The sequence below is a fragment of the Paenibacillus sp. FSL R10-2748 genome, assembly GCF_038005565.1.
Taxonomy (GTDB): Bacteria; Bacillota; Bacilli; order Paenibacillales; family Paenibacillaceae; genus Paenibacillus; species Paenibacillus polymyxa_B.
In genome coordinates this window covers 66,115-88,761 of sequence record NZ_JBBOTK010000011.1, presented here as the reverse complement: position 1 = coordinate 88,761, position 22,647 = coordinate 66,115, and the positions used below count along the sequence as shown (strand labels likewise).

The following is a 22,647-nucleotide window of genomic DNA, read 5'->3' as shown; positions in this document are numbered from 1 at the left end:
CATTCTCGAGGGGACAGGAGTCTCCTTGGTGCTACAAAGCATACCGTTTATGGTGTATGAGCGCCGACATATTGATAGGTCCCTTTCGGAAACGCATTCCACTCATCTGGCTGATTATAGGCAGACGATCCGTAGGATATTCCTGGCTTGCGGACGAACGTTCCTCCTTGCGGTGCAAACTGCTCATGCGAATTTGGATTTCCTAATACATCTACCACTTGTCCTTGGTATTTTAAAACATATGCAACGGTATTAAATTCGCTCGGGTTGTAGAAATCGCCCTCATCATTGAAATACCAAGCATTCGTAATATCCATGAAATCATAAAAGATACTGTCGATGATTATATATGGCATGGCAGGATAAAGCGGATTAATCGGTAAAGTGGTAACTTTCATTTGGTTTGTTTTCTTCATCCATTGATGAAACTCAAGTGAGTAACCGTCTGCCCGATGGGAAGGGTCTCCATTCCCGTTATAATGCAATTGCAAAACAATTCTTCCATCCCCGCCATCCACATATTGCGAGAAATATACAGCAGGCGCTTGCTGTGGTTCCTGTTGGACCTGAAATACAGCAGCCCTTCCATCTGCTCCTACTACCCATACCAGTAAAGGTTCGGGGGAAAGGGGGATAGAGGTGCCCATGAGTTCTACAGGACCGAGGAATGTCGATGATGGCGTTCCTCTATATACCAGGAATTTAGATTGTCCTGGGAAATAACTGGACAGATCCACGGTTCTGTGCGGCAAGCCATATTTAACCCCAATCGGAGTGATACCGCCGGAAACCAGCTCCGCGTTGCGTGTATTCAACGTGTATTGAACTGAGCCACCCCGATCATCCGCAGCCGTAATAGTAATTTCAGCAAGGCCGCTGCCTGTACCCGAAGCCAGTGTTAAAATGCTGCCATTAAGCGATGCACTCACCAACGTCGGATCACTGGAGCTGACTGTAAATCGCAGCTCATCCCCATCCTCGTCGTAGAACAGTTGTTGCAGATCATAATCCCTTTGCTGTGTAACTCCGGGAGTCAATACCTGCTCGTTTATAGCCGCTATGACTTGAGGAGCTTGATTAAGCTGAGGCATGCTGACGGTAACCGGGAACGTCGCTCCCTCTGCACGTCCGTACTGGTCATACACACTGAGTGTTACACTTGTGGTTCCTACACTCACTGGGTTTAGCTGTAGTTTCTGACCATTCATATGGGCCGTAGCAATTCCTGGATCATACGTGTCTGCTGTCACTGACAGGGATGCTAGATCCCAGTTCAATAGGAACGGTGAGAGATCCAGTTCTGAGGCGGCATCTCCCAATTGAAGCAACTGCTCAGGGATCGCTGTAATAACCGCATTTTCTAATAGATGAACCTGTAGGTCTGTGCTAATCTCTCCGCCTCTATCGTCTTTAGCCGTGATGGTAATCACGGTATTGCCGCTAGTCAGTCCATGAATGACAAGCTGTTCATTTTGAACTGTAGCATCTGCCACGGCTGGATCAGACGAACTGATCTCATAACGAATCGGGTCATGATCCGGGTCAGCAAAGATGGTGGACAGATCCACGGTTCCGTCAGCCTTGCCTAAAATCAGATGTACCGCGTCTGGTGCACGGGTTACTACCGGGCTACTGTTCGGTATAGGCAAAATTGTTACAATCAAGGTAACTGTATCTGTTCCACCCTTGCTGTCGTCTGCCGTCAGGGTAATACTTGCGCTCCCCGCTTGCAGCGACTGCAAAGAAAGCTGATCTCTCGTTATGGCAGTCTGCACGATAGAAGCATCCGAACTGGTCGCTGTGAACACCAGCGGGTCACCATCTACATCCGTAAATATCGTGGAAAGATCCAGCGTCGTATTCGGCTGACCCAATGTGACGGTTAGCGGTTGAGGGTCTTGTCCATGCGGAGCATGGTTAGGAGTGCCCTGAACCGTTAGCTTGAATTCAATCTGCTTTTGGCCTGTGCTGCCATCTTCTCCTTGCTGTCCGTCATTGGCAGTGACATGAACGATCGTACTGCCCGCGCGAAGCGGACTCAAACGCAATTCATCTCCTGTAAGCACCACCGACGCTACAGCAGGATTATCAACAGTAACCTGATACGTTAAGCTAGCATTTTCCGGGTCCTGAACATAGTCGTTCAAATGCAGTACCAAGTCGGACTGTCCCACAGTAAGCGCCTGATCTGGTATACCCGCAGATACTGGCTGGCCGTTCACGATAATTTTGAAGGTAGACGACACCCTTTTTCCCCGTCCATCATTAGCCGATACACTGATGGATGCTTTTCCGACACTGACTGGCGTAAGCTTTAATGTATTGCCCGATACAGACGCCCGTACGATGCCGGATTGAAGAGAAGCTGCCGAGAAGGTCAAGATATCCCCATCAGGATCGGTAAAGAATTGGCGTAAATCGTACAATTGTTCACCAGCGCCTTCTGTAATTACACGCTCTACAGAAGCATTCACGACTTCCGGTGAACGGTTAGCACTGCTGGATGAACCAGATGAGCTTCCAGAAGATGAGGACGTGCCTGTTACACTTGCCACAGCTAGGCCCGTAACAGCGTTGGAAGCTACTCCGGTACCCAGTGTGACCGCAGATACCTGTACATTTCCACTCACATTTACTCTAGCTGCCGGGTTGCTGACTTGAATATTTTCAATACTACCTGTAGTTTTCAATTCCAAAGCACCCGTCCCGGTGACGGTCAGCTGCTGGATTGTGCTATTACCTGTCATCTCGACGGATTGGCTGCCAGTTACCTGAACGGTCTGAACCGTTCCCTGAAGATTGACATTTTCCGCCCCTTCATTAACATTCAGCTGCGGCAAGGAAGCATCCGCGCTAACCTCAATGCTTGCGCTGGATTGCACGTTCATGACTGTCGCGCTTGCGGTACCACTGAGTACAACGTGAACGTCCGGTTTTGTGACATCCATTTGCGTCAACGTTGAGCTATCAAATACGACTGTATTGTTATCTCCGCCGTTGATATGCGTCTGTCCCTGCACCTGTACATCCTGTGCATAAAAATCCTGCTGTACTCGGGCATCCACCGTTAACTGCTGTTCCACTTTCAAATGCAGTACGGATGTAAAATCCCCGGCGATCACCAAATCTCCGTTCAACGTGGAGCCGTGTCCATCCAGCACAACGTTGCCGCTGAACTCCGCTTCGCCGTCACGAGCCGAACTCCCACTGCTGCGAAGCTCCAGCCAAGTAACCTTGTCCACCGTCCGGCCTATGGCATGGAAACGGATGCCTGCGTTGCGCAGCGCGGCCTGATTATCCGCGTGAAAAATGCCGCGCAGCGGCTCTGCCACGTCATAAGCGATGCCATTGATCCGTATCTGCTTGCCGTCCATTTCCTGGAGCTGCAAAGCACGCTCCTGTGGAAACAAAGCAGATACGAGCAGGCTGGCCGCATCTACGCGGCTTACCGAGTGTTTGGCGTGTAGATTTCCGCCAAATTCACTCATCAGCCCGTCATTCAGCGCCGCCCAAATCATCGGGGTCGCCCACGGGCTGGCGTCCTTCCACGCCGTCGGCAGCGCCTGTGCCGACGGCGAGTCGGTTGTGCTGGCGGGCGTGCCCGCAGACGTACCCGTCCCAGCGGACCTGACCAACAGCGCGACCAGTTCTTGGGCGCTGATCAGGTCATTCGGACGGAAGTGTCCGTTGGCGTCGCCTTGCATCAGCCCGGCCTTACGGGCTGCCTCTATAGCCGGGCGCCCCCAGCTATCGGCGGGCACGTCCGTGAAGGAGGCAGCGCCGTCCAAGTTGCCCGTCGGAAGCTGCAACACTTTGACCAGCAGCACGGCTAGCTCCTGACGTGTGAGCTTCTGCTCAGGTCTGAGCGTTCCGGCGGGATCGCCTTGGATAATCCCGAGTTCACGGGCTTTTTGCAGTTGTTCCAATTGCTGTGCTGTAAGCTTCTGTACATCCGTCCAGGCGGCAGTATTGTTCCCTGTGGACCCCTTGGATACGGAAGCCGTATCTATCACGGTAGCCTGCTCTGCTCCGGCAGGAAACGAGGGGGTCAGCAGCAGCAAAGCAGCTGCCAGCTGAGCGGTTAACTTCTTATTTTTCATGGTGCAATTCTCTCCCCACCGATAAATGTAATCATGTATTCAAAATCTTAGGATACGTATGTTTTACGGCCGAGGACGACCGATAAAGTCTCCTAAATTAACAGGGTAGTTCGTCCCTTCCACATTCCATTCACCAGATTGATAATGGTCTGGATTACCAATGACCGTACCGCTATTCCGTCCCAAAGCCTGCCCTTGACCAATAACTGCGATATCTATAAGCGTGTTGTTGTAATACAGCTTAAGCGTAACAGGTTCCGAATTGTTATTTTGTAACTGCAGGAAGGTAAAATACCACTCCTCCGATACGAATGAACTCAGATCATCCGCAATAACAAATGTTTGCCCAGGCATAATTACATCTCCGTCATTGGCATTTATAATAATCGGGTCTGGTTGGTCGGATCGCTCAATCCATATTCTATTTTTCTCCAACGGTCTGTTTGTAGGGTTATACAATTCAATCGCCTGGTCCAGATAATCCGGTTCGCCTTGCCACACGACTTCGGAAATGAACAAGTCTCTTTTCTCAACAATCACTGGAATCGTAAAAGATGTCGTTTCACCCCGATTATCATTTGCTGTAATCGTAAGGAACGTCAGACCATTACGCAAAGGTTGTATGAAAAGTGCATTCCCTTCTACCTGCCCCCCTGCCACCAATGGATCAGAAGACACCACAGTATAGGTCAGCGTGTCTCCATCCTCATCAGAGAACATATCATTCAGCTGCAATATTTGCTGACCATCTCCCGGGTCCAAATATTGAGGTTCAGGCACACGGGTCACTACCGGACGATGATTTACGGGTTGAGGAGCTTCAACTTGGAGCATAAATGAAGTGAAAGAAACGCCCCCACGTCCATCATTCGCCGTAATTCCAATCATCGTAATACCAGCATTATGCAGTGTTACAAATGAATCTTCTCCATTCTCCGCCACACTGCCTACTAGGGGGTTGGAGGAAGTTATGGTATACGTCAAGGTGTCGCCATCCTGATCCATAAATAACGAGCCCGGATACAGCATCAGCTTGTCCTGCAACACATTAGCAACTACGATAGGTAAATGAGGTAAAGCCACAGGTATGTGATTCTCAGGCTGCGGATCAGGTAAAGGCGCATTCACCATAGCAGCAAACTGAAGTGAGGCTGTACCTCCCTTGCCGTCATGGGCTGTTATCGTCATTAGACTAATGCCGGCTTGAAGCGGCGTAAGCATAAGCTGATCGCCTGTTACTTCTCCTGTGGCCACTTCTGGCGAAGCCGATTCCACCGTGTAGGTCAGTGCATCGCCATCCTCATCGTTAAACAAGTCAGACAGGCTAATCTGCTTCCCACCTTCATTTAAGAGCAAAGGAATGTCATTTAGGCTGTTGCTCGCGACAGGACTGTGATTAATGTCCTCCTCATAAGTAGAGCTGGTCACTGTATAGCTGAAAAACACGCTCGCTTTACCGCCTTTTCCATCCTCTGCCGTAACAAATACCTGTGTGCTTCCTACTGATTTAGGTTTTAGTGTAAGCTGTTGATTTGCCACTTCTGCTTCTGCTACGTATACATCCGAAGTGACCGCATGATACGACAGCTCATCCTGATCGGCATCGTAAAACACATTTTTCAAATCCACTAGCGTATCTCCAGAACCCAAAATGGCATATTGATCGGCAGGAACGATAGCTGAGACAGGTACATGATTAGGTGTTGGCGTTGGATTCGTTGTAGAACTGCCACCGCCACCACCAGATGAACTTTTTTTAGTGCTTGTTGAGGATGTATCCGAAGATGCACCCAACGTGGTATCACGTATAATTTGAGTCTCTGTTCCCCGCTCCGCAAGACGGGTCTGTACAGTCTGTATCCCATTGGCGAGACGTACCTGTGTATCGGCAAAATTCAGTTTAAGCTGCTGCCATACACCACTTCCCTGAATCTGAATAGGCTCATGCGTATCCACGATCATTTCGTTTACGTCTGCATGAATCTCTACATTTTTGGCACCCCGCATCAGGGTTACCTGAGGTAACGTATCACCTTGAATACGCACATAATCCGCTGCAATAGCTAACTTGCCTTTAAACTCTGTCCCTTTGCTATACAAAGTCACCGGTTGTTGGGCTGTACCACTTTGCACAATTTGAAGTGCTGACAGATCAGCTACGTTTCGGTTCGATGCCTGATAGGTCAGGGTAGCCCCTTGAAGCGCCGGCACATTGTCTGCTCCGAACAGTTGCTTCAATTGCTGGCCGATCAAATAGGGCTTTCCATCCATATAGGCGATATCCCCGTCGATACGAGATAGGATTCCCGTCTGTTCACCCGATTGGAATACATTCACCAAAAAGGCTGCGATATCCTGACGTTTTACCTGTACTTTAGAGTCAAACCGATTATCCGGCGTATCCATTAATCCCAGCTTGAGAGCTGCCTCTACGTTGCTTTTGGCCCATGCGCTCACCTGATCCCCATCAGAAATGTCCTGAACATCTCCGCCTTGAGCATGGGTTCCTCCAATCGCTCTCACCAGAATGGCTGCCAATTCCTCACGACTCACTGCAGCATCCGGACGGAAAGCACCTGATTCATCTCCGGTCATTAGACCTGCCGCACGTACAGCTTCTATATAAGAAGCTGCCCAACTCCCCTGCGTATCCTTAAAAGTTACTGCTTTCTCCGTTGCGTCAAGCTTAAGTGCATTAGCCAGCAAAGCTGCCATTTCCTTACGCGTTAACGGTTGATCTGGACGGAAAGAACCATCTGGATAACCCGTGATCAGTCCTTGCTTCACAGCCTCCTGTACCGCCTGTAATGCCTGGGATGACATAGTGGACTGATCTGTAAAAGATACTGTACTGGCTTTAGTCACAATCGCTGACGTCTCCCCTTTCGTTTCCCCATGAACAAGCTGGGGCCCCCATGCCATACCTGCCAGCAACGTCACCATCAGCACTTTTTGCCATTCTTTATTTGTTTCTTGATTCATCAGACTCTCCCCCGTGAACGGTTCATTCTTGTTATTAGTGAAAAGATCTTATCATCCGCCTCTGAACCAATTCTGAACAATATTAAAATTTTATCTTTTTCACAGTCTGGACTTTGTAGCAAATGAAAAAAGAGCGCTCAGCCAGATGGGCTAAGCGCTCTAAAAATTCTATAAAACGTTGATGTACATGCCTTGTCAGGAAACCGTAGGATTCCATTGAAAGGTAGCTGCGGACTTGGATGGAAGGGTAGATTTGAAAACCTTATTTCCCTGCCGAACCTTAAATGTCTTTGTGTTCTCTCCCGTATTGGCGGCAATCAGGACAAGCGTACCGTCGGGGTTGCGGTAGGCGACCGTTTCGATACTTCCACTATAATGTGTAGAATCAATACGTACCGCACCTGGACGGACAAATTTGCTGGCGTGCCCAATCGCATAGTACTCCACATTTTTCGTAACTGCACCGCTTAACGGGTCGATGGTCACTACACCTCTACAGTTGGCGCAACCCCCATGGGTCGGACCCCCGGACGGGTCAAGTGCGATGTTCCAAAAGAGGACATTTTGCGACCAGTTTCGGGGTGCACCAATGATCAGCTTGGACATATCCCAGCTCAAATCATCTCCAAAGCCCGGACTCCACGCCCCCCCACTACATTCTGTCATATATACAGGCTTATCAGGAAAAGCATTATGCACATCTGTCATCGCCGTGGGCTCTCCTTTGTAGCAATGAAAGGCCGTTCCGTGCGTATAGCTTCGAGCCTGTTCATCTCCTAACACGGTCTTGGCATAATCGCTTCCTGTATCCCAGTTATGGTCAAAGGCAATAATGTGAGTAGATAAATGGTTTCGATTTAGGGTCGGGCCCAGATATTGTTTAATAAAATTCGCCTGTTCTGCTGCTCCCATACTCATGCTGGGATACTTGGGCGTAGTGAATTCTGGCTCATTTTGAATGGAAATCGCCTGAATCGGAATTCCCTCGTTCGCATACGCCTGTAGATAACGAACAAAATAGTCAGCATACGCCTGGTAGACGCGCGAATCGGTATAGTCCAAATACCAGCCGTTATAAATCTGCTCCCCATATTTCATCCAGGGCGGAGCTGTCCATGGGGTTCCCATAATCTTTAAATCCTGGTTTCTTCTCAGGATTTGCTTCAACACATCGATCACATCCCGATCCTTGGCGATGGAGAAATGATTCAGCTCATAGTCCTTGCCTGTTGCCACATCGTCATAGGTATAGCTGCCAGGCTGTCCCTGCTCATCTACGGAATAATCTGAGGCTCCAATGGTATGGCGAATATAACTCAGTTGAATGCCACTGGCTGTAAACAAATCATTTAGCAGCTGATCACGCTGATTGGCAGACATGCCATAATTCATCAGGTATGCGGACGAACCGGACACCGCAGCGCCAAATCCCTCCATCGTCTGATAATGAATATCTGGCTTAATCTCAATCGTCAGTGTATCCGCATTCGCTGCATTTTCTTTACTGTTATCCTTATTCCAACGGATCGGGGTTTGTTGGGTTAGGCGATTCGCCGGATCGGGTGTTGTTAGCCACATGTTGACGTTATTTTCTGCTTTCGGCCCCGGAACATTCCGTATAGCCATACTGACCAGGACCGCACAGATCAAAATGGCTACTGCAGCTATAAGCAGCCAGATGTCAGTACGTCGTTGCTTTTGGATTTTTTTCATCTATATCCTCCTCTCCCCATCATTATCCTGTCCCCATCCTCCCTACTATTTCAGCTTTCACTTGGGTTTCCCTTTGCATACCTGTTGGACGTTTACATACCGATAGCAAAAAGAGAGCCGGTGCTTGTGCCCGCGCTCTCTTGAATATAACCATTTTAAAACAAATGTAACGGGATTACTTTTTTGCCTTTTCTGTAGAGGTTGCCGGAATCGTAACACTTCCTGTCAGTCGTAAATCCTGAGAGGAACTGCCCACATAAATGGGCACTTCACCCGCTGGCATAACCCATGCTTTGGACTTTTCATCCCAATATGAGAAAGCTTTCGGGTCGAGCTCAATGCGAACCTTCTTCTCTTGACCCGGCTTTAACTCTACCTTGGACCAGCCTGCCAGTTGACGGGATGGAGTCTCTACGTTTGTCGGAAGCTTACCGTTGTACACCTGTACAACCTCAGCTCCGGCTGTTTTACCCGTGTTCTTCAATTTTAGCGAAACTTCGACGGAACTCGTACGATCGGATTTTTTTCCACTCGCATGCTGTTTTGTTTTCAGATCGCTATATCCGAATGTCGTATAGGATAAACCGTGTCCAAAGGAGAACGCCGGTTGAATACCCGATTTCTCATACCCACGATAGCCTACAAAAATACCATCTGAATAGTCACCTATACCGTTCACACCCGGAAACTTCTCTGGTGAGGACACGGGTGTAGACTGCTCGTTAACCGGGAAGGTTACCGGCAACTTACCCGAAGGATTCACATCCCCGAATAAGACGCGTGCTATCGCATTCCCTTGCTCTTGTCCAGCAAACCATGCTTGTACGATGGAAGGGACTTTGTCCTGCCAGGTATCCATTTGTACGGCTCTGCCGCTCATTTGTACGACAATAGTTTTCGGATTTGCAGCCGCAACCGCACGGATTAGCCGATCCTGATTGTTCGGCAGTTCCATATCGAAACGCTCAACATATCCTTCGCTCTCATACGTACGCGTAACAACAATCGCAACATCCGATTTTTTCGCCAATTTCACAGCGTTGTCAATCAACTTATCTGACGTATCCGCCGGAGGTTCCCAGCCCAGACGAACCATACCACCGGAATCACGACCATTGGTCGGATAATCAGCGCGGTATTCAATACGTATCTTGTGCTTTTCACCCGCTTTAAGGGAGATGTTCTTCTTCGTAGTGCCCAGCTTTTCACCTTGATTGTCCACGAAAAGCTTATCGTCGAGATACAGCTTGCTTGATCCCAAACTGGTTAATGACAATGCATAGTCACCATCCTTGGGAGCTGCAATTGCCCCTGTCCAGCGTGCAGATATCAAGCCGTTCAGTGTCGTTGGTGTATTTGGAACTTTAGGGGACTTCGCATTGAAGCCCTGATAATTATAAAATCCAAGGTTCATATTGACTTGGTCATCATTGCGTACAAGAATCGGATTGCCTTCCATCTTGTTATTCTTCCAGTATTCGCCTCGAAGCCCCTGTTCGCCATCTCCATAAGTCGCATATCCAACACTGATATCCTCTTTCTGTTCAGATGTAGTCAACAGTGAAGACGGAACAGCCGATGGGCCAGGCATAATGTCTCCTGCAGAGATCGGGTCTGTACCCGGTGCATATTGGACGGTAACACCTTTGCCGACACGATTGCGGATGCCCTCTAACGGACTCACGGTATACGTCGGGTTCACCAACGAACTGCCTCCGCCTGCCACAGTGCCGTTATCTGCATCGGGGCCAATCACAGCAATGGACTTGAGTTTATCTTTAGACAACGGTAATGCATTATTTTTATTTTGAAGCAGTACCATACTTTCCTCAGCCAATTGACGGGCTGTCTTGCCATGGTCACGGGCATCAATTTGATTATTTTGAGCCGGGTGATCGAATAAACCTTTGCTGAACATTTGCACCAAAATGCGCCCAGCCTTATCATCAATCGTTTTTTCACTTACCTTGCCATTCTTAACAGCCGCCAGCAGCTGATCTCCCCATTTACCATAAGGGGTCCCCGGTGTTTCCAGGTCCAATCCGCTATTTGCCGATTCGACTGTACTCAGGTTCGCACCGTAATCACTCATCACGAAGCCCTTGAATTGCAGTTCCTTCTTCAAGAGGTCGGTCAAAAGAGTTTTGTTCTCACAAGCAGACTCGCCGTTGACCTTGTTAAAGGAGCACATTGCCCCTCCCAAATCTGCCTTGGCGATGACTTCTTGGAACGGGCGTATGTAAATCTCATGCAACGCACGGTCACTGACTTTGACATTCGTCGTGAAGCGCTCTGTTTCCTGATTATTCATAAGATAATGTTTCGCAGTCGCCAAAACAGGGTGGCTTTGTATACCTTTGACATAAGCGGTCGCCATTTGCGATTGCAGTAGCGGGTCCTCACCCATAGATTCAAAGTTTCGCGATCCCCATGGAATACGGGCAATATCCATCCCCGGTCCAAGCGCAACATTATGAGTTGTATTAAAAGCCTCGTCTCCAATCAAATCACCATACTGTTTGGCAGCTTGGGTATCCCACGTTGCAGCCAACGCAATTGGAGCAGGCAACGCAGTAGATTGCTTGTCCTGCACATCTGGATTAGCGATACGCACACCCGCTGGTCCATCTGCCATCGTCAGCGCCGGAATGCCCAACCGCTCCATCGAATTATTATAGAATCCATAGTAATTGTTGACCTTGCCAGTCACCAAATCTATTTTTTCTTCCAGCGTCATTTCCTGCAGCAGCAACGCTGTCCGTTTCTCAGCCGACAGGGCCGTGTTCATCCAAGGCCGATCTGTCTGGCTTCCTGCCGCTCCTGCAATATTCATAGGTCCGATCACAACAGCCGCGATAACTGTCATCATCACCATACGGAACAACCATGTTGATTTCACTTTCACGTTTGTAATTCCTCCTTGATGTTAGGTCATGAGGTGAATGCCTATTCAACTCTCACAGGCTTGCAAAGGCTCTCGATCCTGCGAGCTCCGACAAGAATCCAGAGCCACGGGATAAGCAAGCAAGTCAGCAAAAGCCGCAATGGCTCAAGTGACACGTTTACCACCCTACCGTACATTTTCGAAAATTTCATTGAAAGTTTTTGGAAGTACAACATTAGGACCTTCATTCTTTTTCATGAAAAGAGAGCGTTAACAATTCAGTTAACCGATAATAAAATTACACTTTTGTAACTATTTAATGACGGTTTTTTAACTAATTTCAATCCATAAAAATGATTCATATGTCCCACTCTTGACTTACTCATATGGCGTTACCTAGCGTGCGACCAAAGTCGCTATTTGGGAATTGGAAATACTTATGTATAAGAATTTTTTTTCAAAAATCCCATAATCGACTTCCAATGAACAAGATATAGATCGCAATGTTAATTCGTCTATATCTTGCACTTCGGAGTGACTGGAATCGAATTTTGCAAAATCCTGGTATAAAAAACAACGCTCATAAACAAAAAAATTCCAGAGAACCTGAAAGGTCCCTGGAATTAATGTGATTATTCAAACGGATACCGAAGCCCCCATTGTGAACGAATCTGATCCATCAGTTTCATAATTCCTAACGATTCATCTAAAGAAATAGTAGAACTTTCGAGCAAACCTTCGTTCAAGCAACGCCCGACTTCTTCTGCTTCAAAGGCATAGCCTGTAGAGGATCGGTCATCCTGAAAGTTTTGTGCCTCTTCACCGTCCACAACTAAAGTAGCAGATGTGCTGTTCAGGAATGACGGAATGTGGATATAGCCCTTTGTTCCATGGATGTATGCCTCATTCGTCAATCCGAGACGGACTGCCCCGTTAAGCATAGCCGTGCGTCCTTTTCCATAATCCAGCAAGATCGAAAATGTCTCGTCAACGCCTGTCTCCCCGATATGAGCAGTGCTCCATACATGCTCAGGTTCAGGGCCGAAGACCATTGAAGCAAAAGAAACCGGATAAATTCCTGCATCTAATAGAGCACCTCCGCCCAGCTCAGGGTTCAAAAGCCGCCCCTCCGGGTTCCAATCTATTCGAAAACCAAATTCCGCCTTAACCAGCTTTACCTCGCCAATGTGTCCCGCATGTATCCACTCCCGCACTTGGCGAATCGGAGGCAAAAAACGTGTCCACATTGCTTCCATCAGGAATAGCTTACGCTCACGTGCAAAGCCGATCATTTCCTCCAATTCTTTGCTGTTGACGGTGAAGGGTTTCTCACACAAGACTGCTTTGCCCGCCCGAAGAGCCGTCAGAACATTTTCTTTATGAAAAGGATGGGGAGTCCCTACGTAAATAGCATCTACCTCGGGATCTTGTGCTAATTCCTCATAGCTCCCGTAAGCCCTTGATATTTGATGCTTAGCTGCAAATTCGGTAGCGCTTTCAATAGTGCGTGATCCAACAGCATACCCTTCTCCATTCGAAACATGCGCCAAATCCGCCACAAATTGATCTGAGATCCAGCCTGTGCCGACAATTCCCCATTTGATCTTTTTGCTCATACTTGTGTCCCTCCCAGCAATTTGGTTAACGTTACTTGCAACATACCCTTTTATTCTAGCAAACGCCTGTCCTAAACAAAAGAAACATTTGCTAGACGACGGTTTCTTTTGTGACCCAGCAGCATCTTCATTTATACCCATTATTGAATGACGTATCTGTAAAACTTTTTATCCACTTTCATGACTGGAAAACCAATCGGCAATTCTCCTGGAGCTATACTAACAAAGCCGTTCTTCTCATAGAAACGATGAGCTGCTACGAATTGTGGTGTTGTTCCAAGATAGATTTCTTCAATAGACCTTACCCTGGCCCATCCTATGGCATGATGCAATAATTGATTCGAAACATTGAATGTTTTACCTCTATAGTTTTGTTTTACAAACATTTTTCTGAGTGCTGTCTTACGGTTCCCAATATCTAACAAAGCTATAGTCCCTACTACGGTTTCTTCACTAAGAGCTACCCAGAAGTTGCCGTTACCACGCTGATAAAAGTTTTCAATATCAAGCAAATCTGGCTGATCTTCTTTGGTTATGGCGATATTATATTCATCTTTTTGAATATGTAAAATTAAATCGACAACTTGTGATTGATACTCGGTTGAGTACTCTTTTAGAAAGATACTATTAATCATCGTTGTGTTCTCCTATTATCGTCAATTGTTATACTGTTAGATTCTCATCAAACCACAGAGCCTAAAATATTACCCATATCTCCTTATTCGCGCTCGATACACGCTCAATATTAAATAATTCAACCTCCGCAACTAGACTAAGTTTCCACCTACACAGTAGAGGATTTGAAACCATTGTCTAGGTGCGAACGTTGAGTTAATTATGAATCTCTATATATCAGAATTCTATTCTACGCTTGAAGCTGTGTAAGAATTTGCGGGTCCTTGATCTTCTGATCCTCGGCCAACAACACAATTTTGGATAGAATCTCCGCTGTTCTTGGGTCTTCGTCCAGAAACGGCAGGAAGATACGTCCACGATGCTGCGAATGCACCGGAATAATATGCAGTGCTCCCTTCGCTTGCTTATAGACACCCCCGCTTCCCAGATGCACAGCATATTCGCCAAGAGTCCCATCTACACGTGCATAATTCCCATCCAAGCGTACATTGCTAATTTTCAGCAGGCGAAGTGATTCCTGCACAATCACCCTACGCATTTCAATGGTCGTCAGACTGGCCTCTGGATCAACGCCGCCTACATGGGCAACACTGACGACCAGATCCACGTCCCGCATAACTTCGGAGAACAGAACAGGAGGAACTTCGTCCAACGGTACGCTCTTATACGTTGTCCTATCAAAGAACTGTACTGTCTCCAGCGTAGGAGCCTCGGTATCCGCTGGTGAGAACCAGTCTGCCATGGCATACAGGTTCGCAATCAGATTCTCGGCATAGTACACCTTCTGGAGTCCGTCCTCATAGCTGACTGTCCATTGGCGACCTTTCAATAGGGATACCGTTTTATTCGGCTGTACCTGGTGTCCTGAATATCGACGGGAAACTGTCGCATTTGCACGTTCATCAGCATTCAGCAAGTACAGCTCACGGAACACCTGCTTAAATGGCTGGCGTATCTGGCGGTCGAATAAGTCCTTCTGGAAGTCGCTCCAACGACCACTTTCGAACAAATGAAGGGGATGAGCAATAATCAGCTTGTCCTCTTCTCCTATAGTATGCTGTTCAGCAAAAGGAGCCGTCAATACCAACGTTTCCTCATTAAAATATCCGAGGTGATCATCAGCCTTGAAAACCAGTGTTCGCACCAACGGAGCAAGCACAGGATTACCCAGCAGTCCTCTCAATTCCTTCACCATAAAGGTCGTACCAGACTCCATAGAGCGTTCCAATTCTTTGCGAGCTCTGCGGTACTGATCCACTAGATCTCCTTTAAGCTCCTTCAGCGACGTAACATACTCATCCTTCTTGAAACGAGCCGGAATGGATTTCAGCGTCTTGCCTTTGCTGACAATTTCAATATCTGCCGCTCCTTCAGCATCAATGACGAGCTGCACCGTTGTAGCCTCGTCCAAAGCATGTGGCTCAAAATAAGACCGGAGATCATCCAGCTTACGAGCTTCCATGTCCCATACGAGACGGGTTACATCATCATAACCTGCGTTACGTGCCAAATTCCCGAGTGCAATCCGTGAAACCAGTGCCTCACTGGCCTTACGCTGTGCCCCAAATTTTTTGCTTTGTTCCAGAAACCTCTGGATAAAATCATAACGTTCGCGTACATCTGGTTCAGGCGGCTGAGCAAGTGGAATCAGACTGTAGGTCAGCAAATGGTCTTTGTTTCGCTTGTCCTCCACTGATTTTTCCATTTCACTCCGTTTGAGTTTACCCAGCGTCGCATCCGCAAACAACTGGGATCGACGATGATTGGCTCCAGCTGAAATATACTTGGCACAATCGTACAGCAGATCAAATCGTTCCTCGCCCAACGTCTCATAGGCCTCATGAAACCAGTGAATATCGAAGGCACCATCATTAAAATCTTGCGGAGCAATCGGCGAATAATGGGCTACAATCGTTTCCTTCTCGGCCGAAAAACCTTCATTGATATGTGCATGGAAATACCATGCCGCACTGCGAAGCCCTTCCCAACCGAGATAGTCTGCTACAATCTCAATCCACTGTGGAGCATACATAGCAGCCTCCAGCAGACGTTTATCCGTAATTTTAGTGTTTTTCAGCTTTTCCTTGAGCAATGTGGCATCCTCGCCATCACTCGGATAACATGCTTTGAGCAAGTGGCTGAACGATTCTTTTTTGGTAATACGATCACCGTAGCCGTACACATAACCACGCACAAACGTTTCCTTGTCGAGACCCTCCAGAATACGGATGAAATAATCCATACCTTCAAATTGGCTCAATCCCATAACCTTTGGCGTAGCCTCGGTAGGCAAATCTCCTCGAACCAATTCAACCTCTAACAGTCGATCAATAACCGTGCGACGTATTTCCAAAAATTCATGTTTGCTAGAAATCCATGTATTGCGGGCATTGGTTAAGGAACTCATATGTCTTCTGCTTTCACTACCGGCCAGCAGTTCCCGATAGACTTCCCCTACACCGATCAACCCTTTTTCATATGCTTTGAAATAATCCTCCAGATCCAGCGGAGAATAAAAACGATTTTCCGCTCCTGGCAGTTCTGCGTAGTTCACAAAGGTATGGAAAAAGCGCTTAAAGGACTCACCATCATGAACCTGCCCCTTCTCCAGCGCCACCCACGGGCCGGACAATAGATGGAGCATTCCCATATCCTCTACAGGTCTGTCCTTAGGCACGCCCTGCATTAGTGAATTTAAAGCAAGGTCAATTACGTCAAATGTTTGGTCACCGGATGTGTCCATAAAATAAGCATTAACTAATGTGCTTACCTGATCGGAATAGGTCAGCTCTGCCATCCACTTCTGAACCTCGTTAATCCGATCCAAAGGATACATTTGCTCAGCGAAGTCTTTACGCCATCCTTCCAGCAGCTTGTGCTTGCTTTGTTCTGAATAGTTCATGTTAAAAGAAAAGTATCGATAGTAGCGATCCAGCGTTCGGTCCATAGGCTCCAATCGGTCATAAAAAACAAGCTCCAGCAGTTCACGCGCTTCCATGCCGCTTTCCTGCAAATAACGGTCCCACTCCTCATAGAGAGGATATAAAGACAGTCTAGAATCTACTTCTTCATCGACCTGAACCAGCCGTAGAGGACGAAGGTTCGTCCCAATAAGCAATGTATCTTTGTAGCCCGAATAATACTCCGCAGTATATTCCACATCACGATGATGATGAACAAGCTCATCCAGTCCGCTCAAGAACTGCTTGAGCTTCTCCAATGGACTAACAAAAACATCGGACAATCGAAAATCACCCAGATCAACTTTCTCTTCCAACCAAGCTTCCTTGACATTCGGATCGTACAGGCCAAAACCGTTAGCCCCTGTATAAGCATCCTCCTGTCCCAGCTTGGACAGCAGTTGCTCCTCTTTGGCTGTGGGTTGCTGAATGATATCCGCCAAAGCCCGCAGGCTTTCATACTGTTCGGCACGATCCGGGTCTGCATATATCTTCGTCAATACTTCCAGTCCACCCAATCGTTGCAGCTCCGCCTTAGCACGAAGCAAGCGTTCCAATGAGCCAGCCAGCGGCCCTTCCGATTGTGAGAGCAACACACCAATGACACTTTGTCGCAACGATCCCGTCTTGAGCTTTAATAAGGCTTCCATTTGTTGCATTTCTGGTTCCGACAGCGTCAGCTTACGCGCCTTGGCCACAGCGAACTCACGGATACTCATACTTTTGTCAGACAAACTGGAAAAAATAAAATCACGCTGTACCGTATCCTCAGGGTTTTGCACAAAATGGTTCAACAGTTCGCCACGCAGATTAGGGCTAATCTGTTCCTTTAAGGCTATGATTTCCCCAATCCAGGAAGCGTCCATATCATAACCAGCGAGATACAGCATTTTTTGAATAGGTGCATCTGAGCGGTGATACAGATTTACAAAATCCAGCACCTTGGAGGGCTCGGTGGACTCACCCTTTTTCATATGTACAAACAGGTTATGAAGTCGTTCAAAATCCTTACGCCGCTCCTCTTTGCTCTCCAGCAAAGGAGTGCGCACCACTTTAACAATCCGATCCGCGACCGTCCCGCCTTCTATCCATTCATAAAAATAATTGCTTGTATAGTTCGTCAATATCCAATATTGAAGCTCCGGGTCCGTTTCATCCAGATATTCTCTCGCGATTCCGAGGCGCACATCCTTGTTGTCACTGTTAGACAGTACATAAAGCGCTACGATCTTCTGGTAGGGTGCTCCCTGCTCCATGAGTTTCTGAACCTGTCCATACAGATCACGTTCCTCATGTACTGCAGTAGCCCACAAACTCATATATACTTCATTAGCATTTGAGCTGGTCAGCCATTCTTGGCGCAGTTCACTACGAGTCAATGCTTCATATGCCTGCTCGATCAGTTGACGAACGACCCGCTGGTTGGCGGACTCCAGCCCCATGCCCGTCCATACTGCAAGCGCCCGCACTACCGAGCTGTAACGAATGAAGCCTTGGTCGATGATCACCTTTAACAGATATATTAGAGCCTCCGGGGTTCCTTCATCCATTTGTTCCACGATACTTTGGCGCAATCCCTCCTGGAGCTTGGCGGCTGCCAAGAGCTCGCCGATCATGCGATAATTCTCCTCCTGATGACTCAGGAGCATGCCTTTAATCATATTGCGCGTAAGTAACGCAGCCTGATTATCTCCATAAATAATAGCTTTTAACGCCTCAAGCACCTGTAAATTATCGTTATCCAGCTCATAAGCAATCCAGTCACCAATCGTTTCCTGAATCCGGTAATCCCTGCCTGGTTCATAATCCTTTTTTGTTAAATAATCCATTACAGAGAACCCGATACAGTCCATTCGAATCAACTGCACCATTCTTTTATAAATCCGGGAAGTATGGGCCGTAATATCCGAAGTGCGAAACGGTTTTCGCGCATACCCTGTGCTGTATGGATATTCAGTCACATGCTCTGTTAGATGGGCGAATACATCGCCCGCTGTTTGTCCAATTAGAGCACGTAATACCTCTGTCAGTGGCTTAAACAGCGGTTCTCCGCTTTCTGTCGCCCGTTCTTTTAATATTCGCTGACATTCGTTAAATGGCTCCTCGTTCTCCTGTATGTAATGAAGCTTCCCCAGTTCCACAACATACTGGGCTAACTCCTGTTGTTGTCCATCCAGTTGCGCCGCGCGCTCCTTCAGTGTGGTGAAATATTCTTGCTCATTGTTCTCTTGATGCATATTTCGTTTCCCCCTCTACCATAGGCCTCCAGCCAGCATTGTGAAGCGTATAAATACAATCTCATTCCCATCCTTAAGTGACAAAGGAGCATCCAGTTCAATAATTTCCTCGTCACATACAAAAACTCTGTATAAACCATCTTCAAAAGCCTGCATCGCCGTGTTCACAGCATCCTTAATATCCGGGACACCCTCATTATATATGGAACCGAATCCTACTTTGCCTATCTCGCCTTGTGCCTGAACTTCCTCTCCCGTGAGGAACGGAATCAGCGCGACACTCTCCTGCTTTTCCCGTAGCTTTTGAACATTCAGAGCAACGGTTGCAGTAATCAAATCTCGCAATGTTTCTGGAGCAGGACTCAGTTCTAATTCCTGTCGTGCGAGTGCGGGCTTGCGCTTTCCCAGACTTTTTACAGTTACAAACAGCTTCATGTCGTTCCCCTTCCTTTTTATTCACGCTTTTGGCCCGTTGTCAGCTGAATTTTTTGACCCATATAAAAACACCGTTAACGAAATCGAAAACGAATGTTTGTTCGTATATTTATTTTAATATGTTCCTTATCATTACTCCATCGCCCTTTATGACCAAAATTCGCAGCGGTGTAACACCCTAAAATCTTAAAAAATAAGACTTTATACCCTGTTTTCGATCATTCCTTTCCATATTAAGGATGAAAAAAAGACCTGCACAAGGGAGACCATCTGCTCTTCACAGACTTCCTTCCATTATACAGGTCGTATTTCATCATAAAACGATGTTTCAACATACTTATTTCAGGATTTTGCAAAATTCGATTCCAGTCGCTCCAACGTGCAAGATATAGACGAACTAAACCATTTCGATCTATATCTTATTCATTGGAAGTCGCTTATTGGATTTTTGCAAAATCCTTATTTATTTAAAATGCTGGAACAACGCTGTCCTTGTAATTATCCTCAAAAAATTTACGTACTTCCGGTCCAGTCATTCGCTTTGCAAGCTTTTGAATAGCATCGGAATCTGCATTATCCTTACGCGCTACCAGATTAATGGCAAAGTGCGTATCGTCTTTTTCGGTAATCAGCGCGTCCTTCTTCGGTGTCAGACCGAGCGGCTTGGCATATGCGGGATACATGGCAGCCATGTCCACATCATCCAGTGACCGCGCCAGCATCAACAAATCCACTTCTTTAAACACGAATTTTTTCTTATTCTCAATAATATCAGCCTGTGTAGCATTATAGCCTACGCCTTCTTTAAGCTTGATTAAACCATTTTGCTCCATCATTACTAAAGAGCGTCCGGTATTGGCCGGGTCATTGGCAATAGCAATGGTCGCACCTTCGGGCAGGTCTTTAATGTTCTTGTATTTTTTGGAGTACGCGCCATAAATGGCATTGTAAATTGGTTTTACCGCTACCAAATCGGACTTGTTGCTTTCATTATATTGTTGCATAAAAGGAGCATGCTGAAAGAAGTTAGCATCCACTTCATGGCTTGCCAATGCGTTATTCGGTTGGATATTGTCTGAAAGCACGACGATTTCCAGATTGACTCCGTCCTGTTTAAGCAGCGGCTTCACGATATCCAGCACATCTGTCATCGGTGGGATTAGCGTTGCTACTTTCAAGGTCACTTCTTTTTGGGAAGTTGCTTCTTTAGACTGTGTTTCTGGAGCAGCCTGCTTTTGACCACCGCATCCGGCAACCAGTAGCATAACGACAGCAAATATTGTAAGTAGTTTCAAGTTCGTTTTCATGTTGTTTTTCCGACTCATTTGATGAGGAACCTCCAAGTAAATTGTGATTGGGAAGATAAAAATGAGTTACAGTACAGCCGCAGCCGCTTCGCGTGCAGATTGTTCTTCCGATCGCTGTTGAAATGGGATTCTCTCTGATTTATAACACAATTTATAGGTTAGAATCCCATTTCAAAGGCGAACGCTGACGCTTCTCCAGAACAATTCTGTCCGCTCCGCTTTTGAGGTACTGTAAAGTCATTTTTATTTCCCATAGTGGGTGGTGCAAGTGTAGCGAAAAGTTACATTTTTGCCCTATCGCTTGTCGATCCGGCGGGATATGGTGCTTCCGGTGAACTGGATCGTTTGTACAAAAATAATCATGATGACGATGGTGAACGCCATCAAGCCTGTTTCAAAACGCTGGTAACCGTAGCGGATGGCAAAATCGCCTACCCCGCCGCCGCCCACAATGCCCATCACCGTGGAGTAGGAGATGAAGCTAATGGTTGACGTGGTCAAACCCAGTACAAGCCCGGAACGAGCTTCCACGTACAGAAATTTAAAAATAAGCTGGAGGGTGGATGCCCCCATAGAAGTAGCGGCTTCAATTACACCCTTGGGCACCTCAAGCAATGATTGCTCCACCAGCCTCGAATAATAGGCGATGGCCACCACTGACAAGGGAACCGTTGCAGCCATCGTGCCCAGCGCCGTCCCTACGACCAGACGTGTAAATGGAATCATAAACACGACGAGCAACAAAAACGGGAACGAGCGGATGACATTGACCACACTGTTCAATAAGGTGAACAGCAGTCGATTTTCATATTTTTGCCCTTTGCCGCACAAATACAAAATCGTTCCTGCCGGAAGCCCTAACAGTACAGCTGCTGCGATAGAAATCCCCACCATGATAAACGTCTCCCCGATGGCTTTCCATATCTCTGACTGGTATTGCACAATGATGCTCAGCATTTCATTCATCAGCTTCACCTGCTTCCGCTGTTGAACCTACCGCAGCGTCAACTACACGTTGCGTTGAAAGCAGCTGCCCATCCCGCATTTCTGATACACGGGTACAAATATTGCGTACCACGTCCATATCGTGCGTTACGATTACAATGGTAACTCCCAGTTCCCGGTTGATCTCCCGTAACACGCCCAGAATATCCGCGGTCGTCTGCGGATCAAGCGCCGAGGTCGGCTCATCACACAGCAGCACCGCAGGTCGATTCGCCAGCGCTCTGGCTATCGCCACACGTTGCTTTTGGCCTCCGCTCAGTTGTGCCGGATACTGTTCTGCTTTATCAGCTAAACCGACGAATTGCAGGCATTCGCGCACACGTTCCGCTCTCTCTTTTTTCGCGACACCTGCCAGCTCCAACGACATTGCCACATTTCCACTGACCGTCCGATTGTGAACAAGATGATAATGCTGAAAAATCATCCCTATCGATCGCCGCGCTTCACGGAGACGTTTTTCCGGCATGCGAGTCAAATCTTCCCCGTTCACAACCACGTTTCCCTCATCCGGCCTTTCCAATACATTCATCAACCGGAGCAACGTAGACTTACCGGCACCGCTGGCACCTATGATACCGTGAATTTCCCCCTCCTCCACTTGAAGGGACACGGATTGAACCGCATGAAATTGGCCGCTTGAGGTGGTATAATGCTTGCTTACCTGATGCAGCGTAATCATGAAACCTGGCCTCCTGATGATCCATTTCTCAGGGAAAATGTAATAAGCCCGCCAGCCCAGGCGGGTCTGTACGAGCCGTCAATTCCCATTGCA

Annotated in this window: 11 protein-coding genes; all 11 read right to left on the bottom strand. The window is 47.4% G+C overall.

The genetic code is table 11. The annotated features are described in order from the left end of the window. Positions 1-47 precede the first annotated feature (47 nt). Positions 48-4,100: an S-layer homology domain-containing protein gene (locus NSS66_RS24330; RefSeq protein ID WP_340959977.1), complete on the bottom strand. Its 4,053-nt coding sequence runs from the start codon at positions 4,098-4,100 to the stop codon at positions 48-50. Positions 4,101-4,163: 63 nt separating this feature from the next. Next, entirely contained in the window at positions 4,164-7,082 is a 2,919-nt protein-coding gene (locus tag NSS66_RS24325) for an S-layer homology domain-containing protein (protein WP_340959976.1), read from the bottom strand. 195 nt (positions 7,083-7,277) lie between these two features. Beyond that, positions 7,278-8,795, bottom strand: a complete 1,518-nt coding sequence (locus tag NSS66_RS24320; protein WP_340959974.1) for a glycoside hydrolase family 30 protein — start codon at positions 8,793-8,795, stop codon at positions 7,278-7,280. 175 nt (positions 8,796-8,970) lie between these two features. Further along, the gene (locus NSS66_RS24315) at positions 8,971-11,700 is read right to left on the bottom strand and encodes a glycoside hydrolase family 3 C-terminal domain-containing protein (protein WP_340959973.1); all 2,730 of its coding nucleotides are present in this window, start codon (positions 11,698-11,700) and stop codon (positions 8,971-8,973) included. A 611-nt stretch (positions 11,701-12,311) separates the two neighbouring features. Beyond that, a complete protein-coding gene (locus NSS66_RS24310) occupies positions 12,312-13,295 on the bottom strand; it encodes a Gfo/Idh/MocA family protein (RefSeq protein WP_071559239.1) in 984 nt (327 codons plus the stop codon). 140 nt (positions 13,296-13,435) lie between these two features. Then, positions 13,436-13,930 (bottom strand): GNAT family N-acetyltransferase, encoded by a 495-nt coding sequence (locus NSS66_RS24305; protein WP_103744805.1) that lies wholly within the window; start codon positions 13,928-13,930, stop codon positions 13,436-13,438. Between the two features lie 230 nt (positions 13,931-14,160). Further along, entirely contained in the window at positions 14,161-19,128 is a 4,968-nt protein-coding gene (locus NSS66_RS24300) for a DUF4132 domain-containing protein (RefSeq protein ID WP_340959972.1), read from the bottom strand. Between the two features lie 15 nt (positions 19,129-19,143). Beyond that, positions 19,144-19,563, bottom strand: coding sequence for a hypothetical protein (locus NSS66_RS24295; protein WP_023987163.1), 420 nt, complete (start codon positions 19,561-19,563; stop codon positions 19,144-19,146). A 467-nt stretch (positions 19,564-20,030) separates the two neighbouring features. Then, positions 20,031-20,888: a MetQ/NlpA family ABC transporter substrate-binding protein gene (locus NSS66_RS24290; RefSeq protein WP_071559242.1), complete on the bottom strand. Its 858-nt coding sequence runs from the start codon at positions 20,886-20,888 to the stop codon at positions 20,031-20,033. Between the two features lie 276 nt (positions 20,889-21,164). Next, positions 21,165-21,836: a methionine ABC transporter permease gene (locus NSS66_RS24285; RefSeq protein ID WP_340959970.1), complete on the bottom strand. Its 672-nt coding sequence runs from the start codon at positions 21,834-21,836 to the stop codon at positions 21,165-21,167. After that, a complete protein-coding gene (locus tag NSS66_RS24280) occupies positions 21,829-22,554 on the bottom strand; it encodes a methionine ABC transporter ATP-binding protein (protein ID WP_069081291.1) in 726 nt (241 codons plus the stop codon). Before NSS66_RS24280 ends, NSS66_RS24285 begins: the two co-directional genes overlap by 8 nt. Positions 22,555-22,647 lie beyond the last annotated feature (93 nt).

What these genes read in the sequence shown, in the direction of transcription:
- NSS66_RS24330 (WP_340959977.1), bottom strand. Translation starts at nt 4,100, where the DNA reads ATGAAAAATAAGAAGTTAACCGCTCAGCTGGCAGCTGCTTTGCTGCTG.
- NSS66_RS24325 (WP_340959976.1), bottom strand. Translation starts at nt 7,082, where the DNA reads ATGAATCAAGAAACAAATAAAGAATGGCAAAAAGTGCTGATGGTGACG.
- NSS66_RS24320 (WP_340959974.1), bottom strand. Translation starts at nt 8,795, where the DNA reads ATGAAAAAAATCCAAAAGCAACGACGTACTGACATCTGGCTGCTTATA.
- NSS66_RS24310 (WP_071559239.1), bottom strand. Translation starts at nt 13,295, where the DNA reads ATGAGCAAAAAGATCAAATGGGGAATTGTCGGCACAGGCTGGATCTCA.
- NSS66_RS24305 (WP_103744805.1), bottom strand. Translation starts at nt 13,930, where the DNA reads ATGATTAATAGTATCTTTCTAAAAGAGTACTCAACCGAGTATCAATCA.
- NSS66_RS24300 (WP_340959972.1), bottom strand. Translation starts at nt 19,128, where the DNA reads ATGCATCAAGAGAACAATGAGCAAGAATATTTCACCACACTGAAGGAG.
- NSS66_RS24295 (WP_023987163.1), bottom strand. Translation starts at nt 19,563, where the DNA reads ATGAAGCTGTTTGTAACTGTAAAAAGTCTGGGAAAGCGCAAGCCCGCA.
- NSS66_RS24290 (WP_071559242.1), bottom strand. Translation starts at nt 20,888, where the DNA reads ATGAGTCGGAAAAACAACATGAAAACGAACTTGAAACTACTTACAATA.
- NSS66_RS24285 (WP_340959970.1), bottom strand. Translation starts at nt 21,836, where the DNA reads ATGAATGAAATGCTGAGCATCATTGTGCAATACCAGTCAGAGATATGG.
- NSS66_RS24280 (WP_069081291.1), bottom strand. Translation starts at nt 22,554, where the DNA reads ATGATTACGCTGCATCAGGTAAGCAAGCATTATACCACCTCAAGCGGC.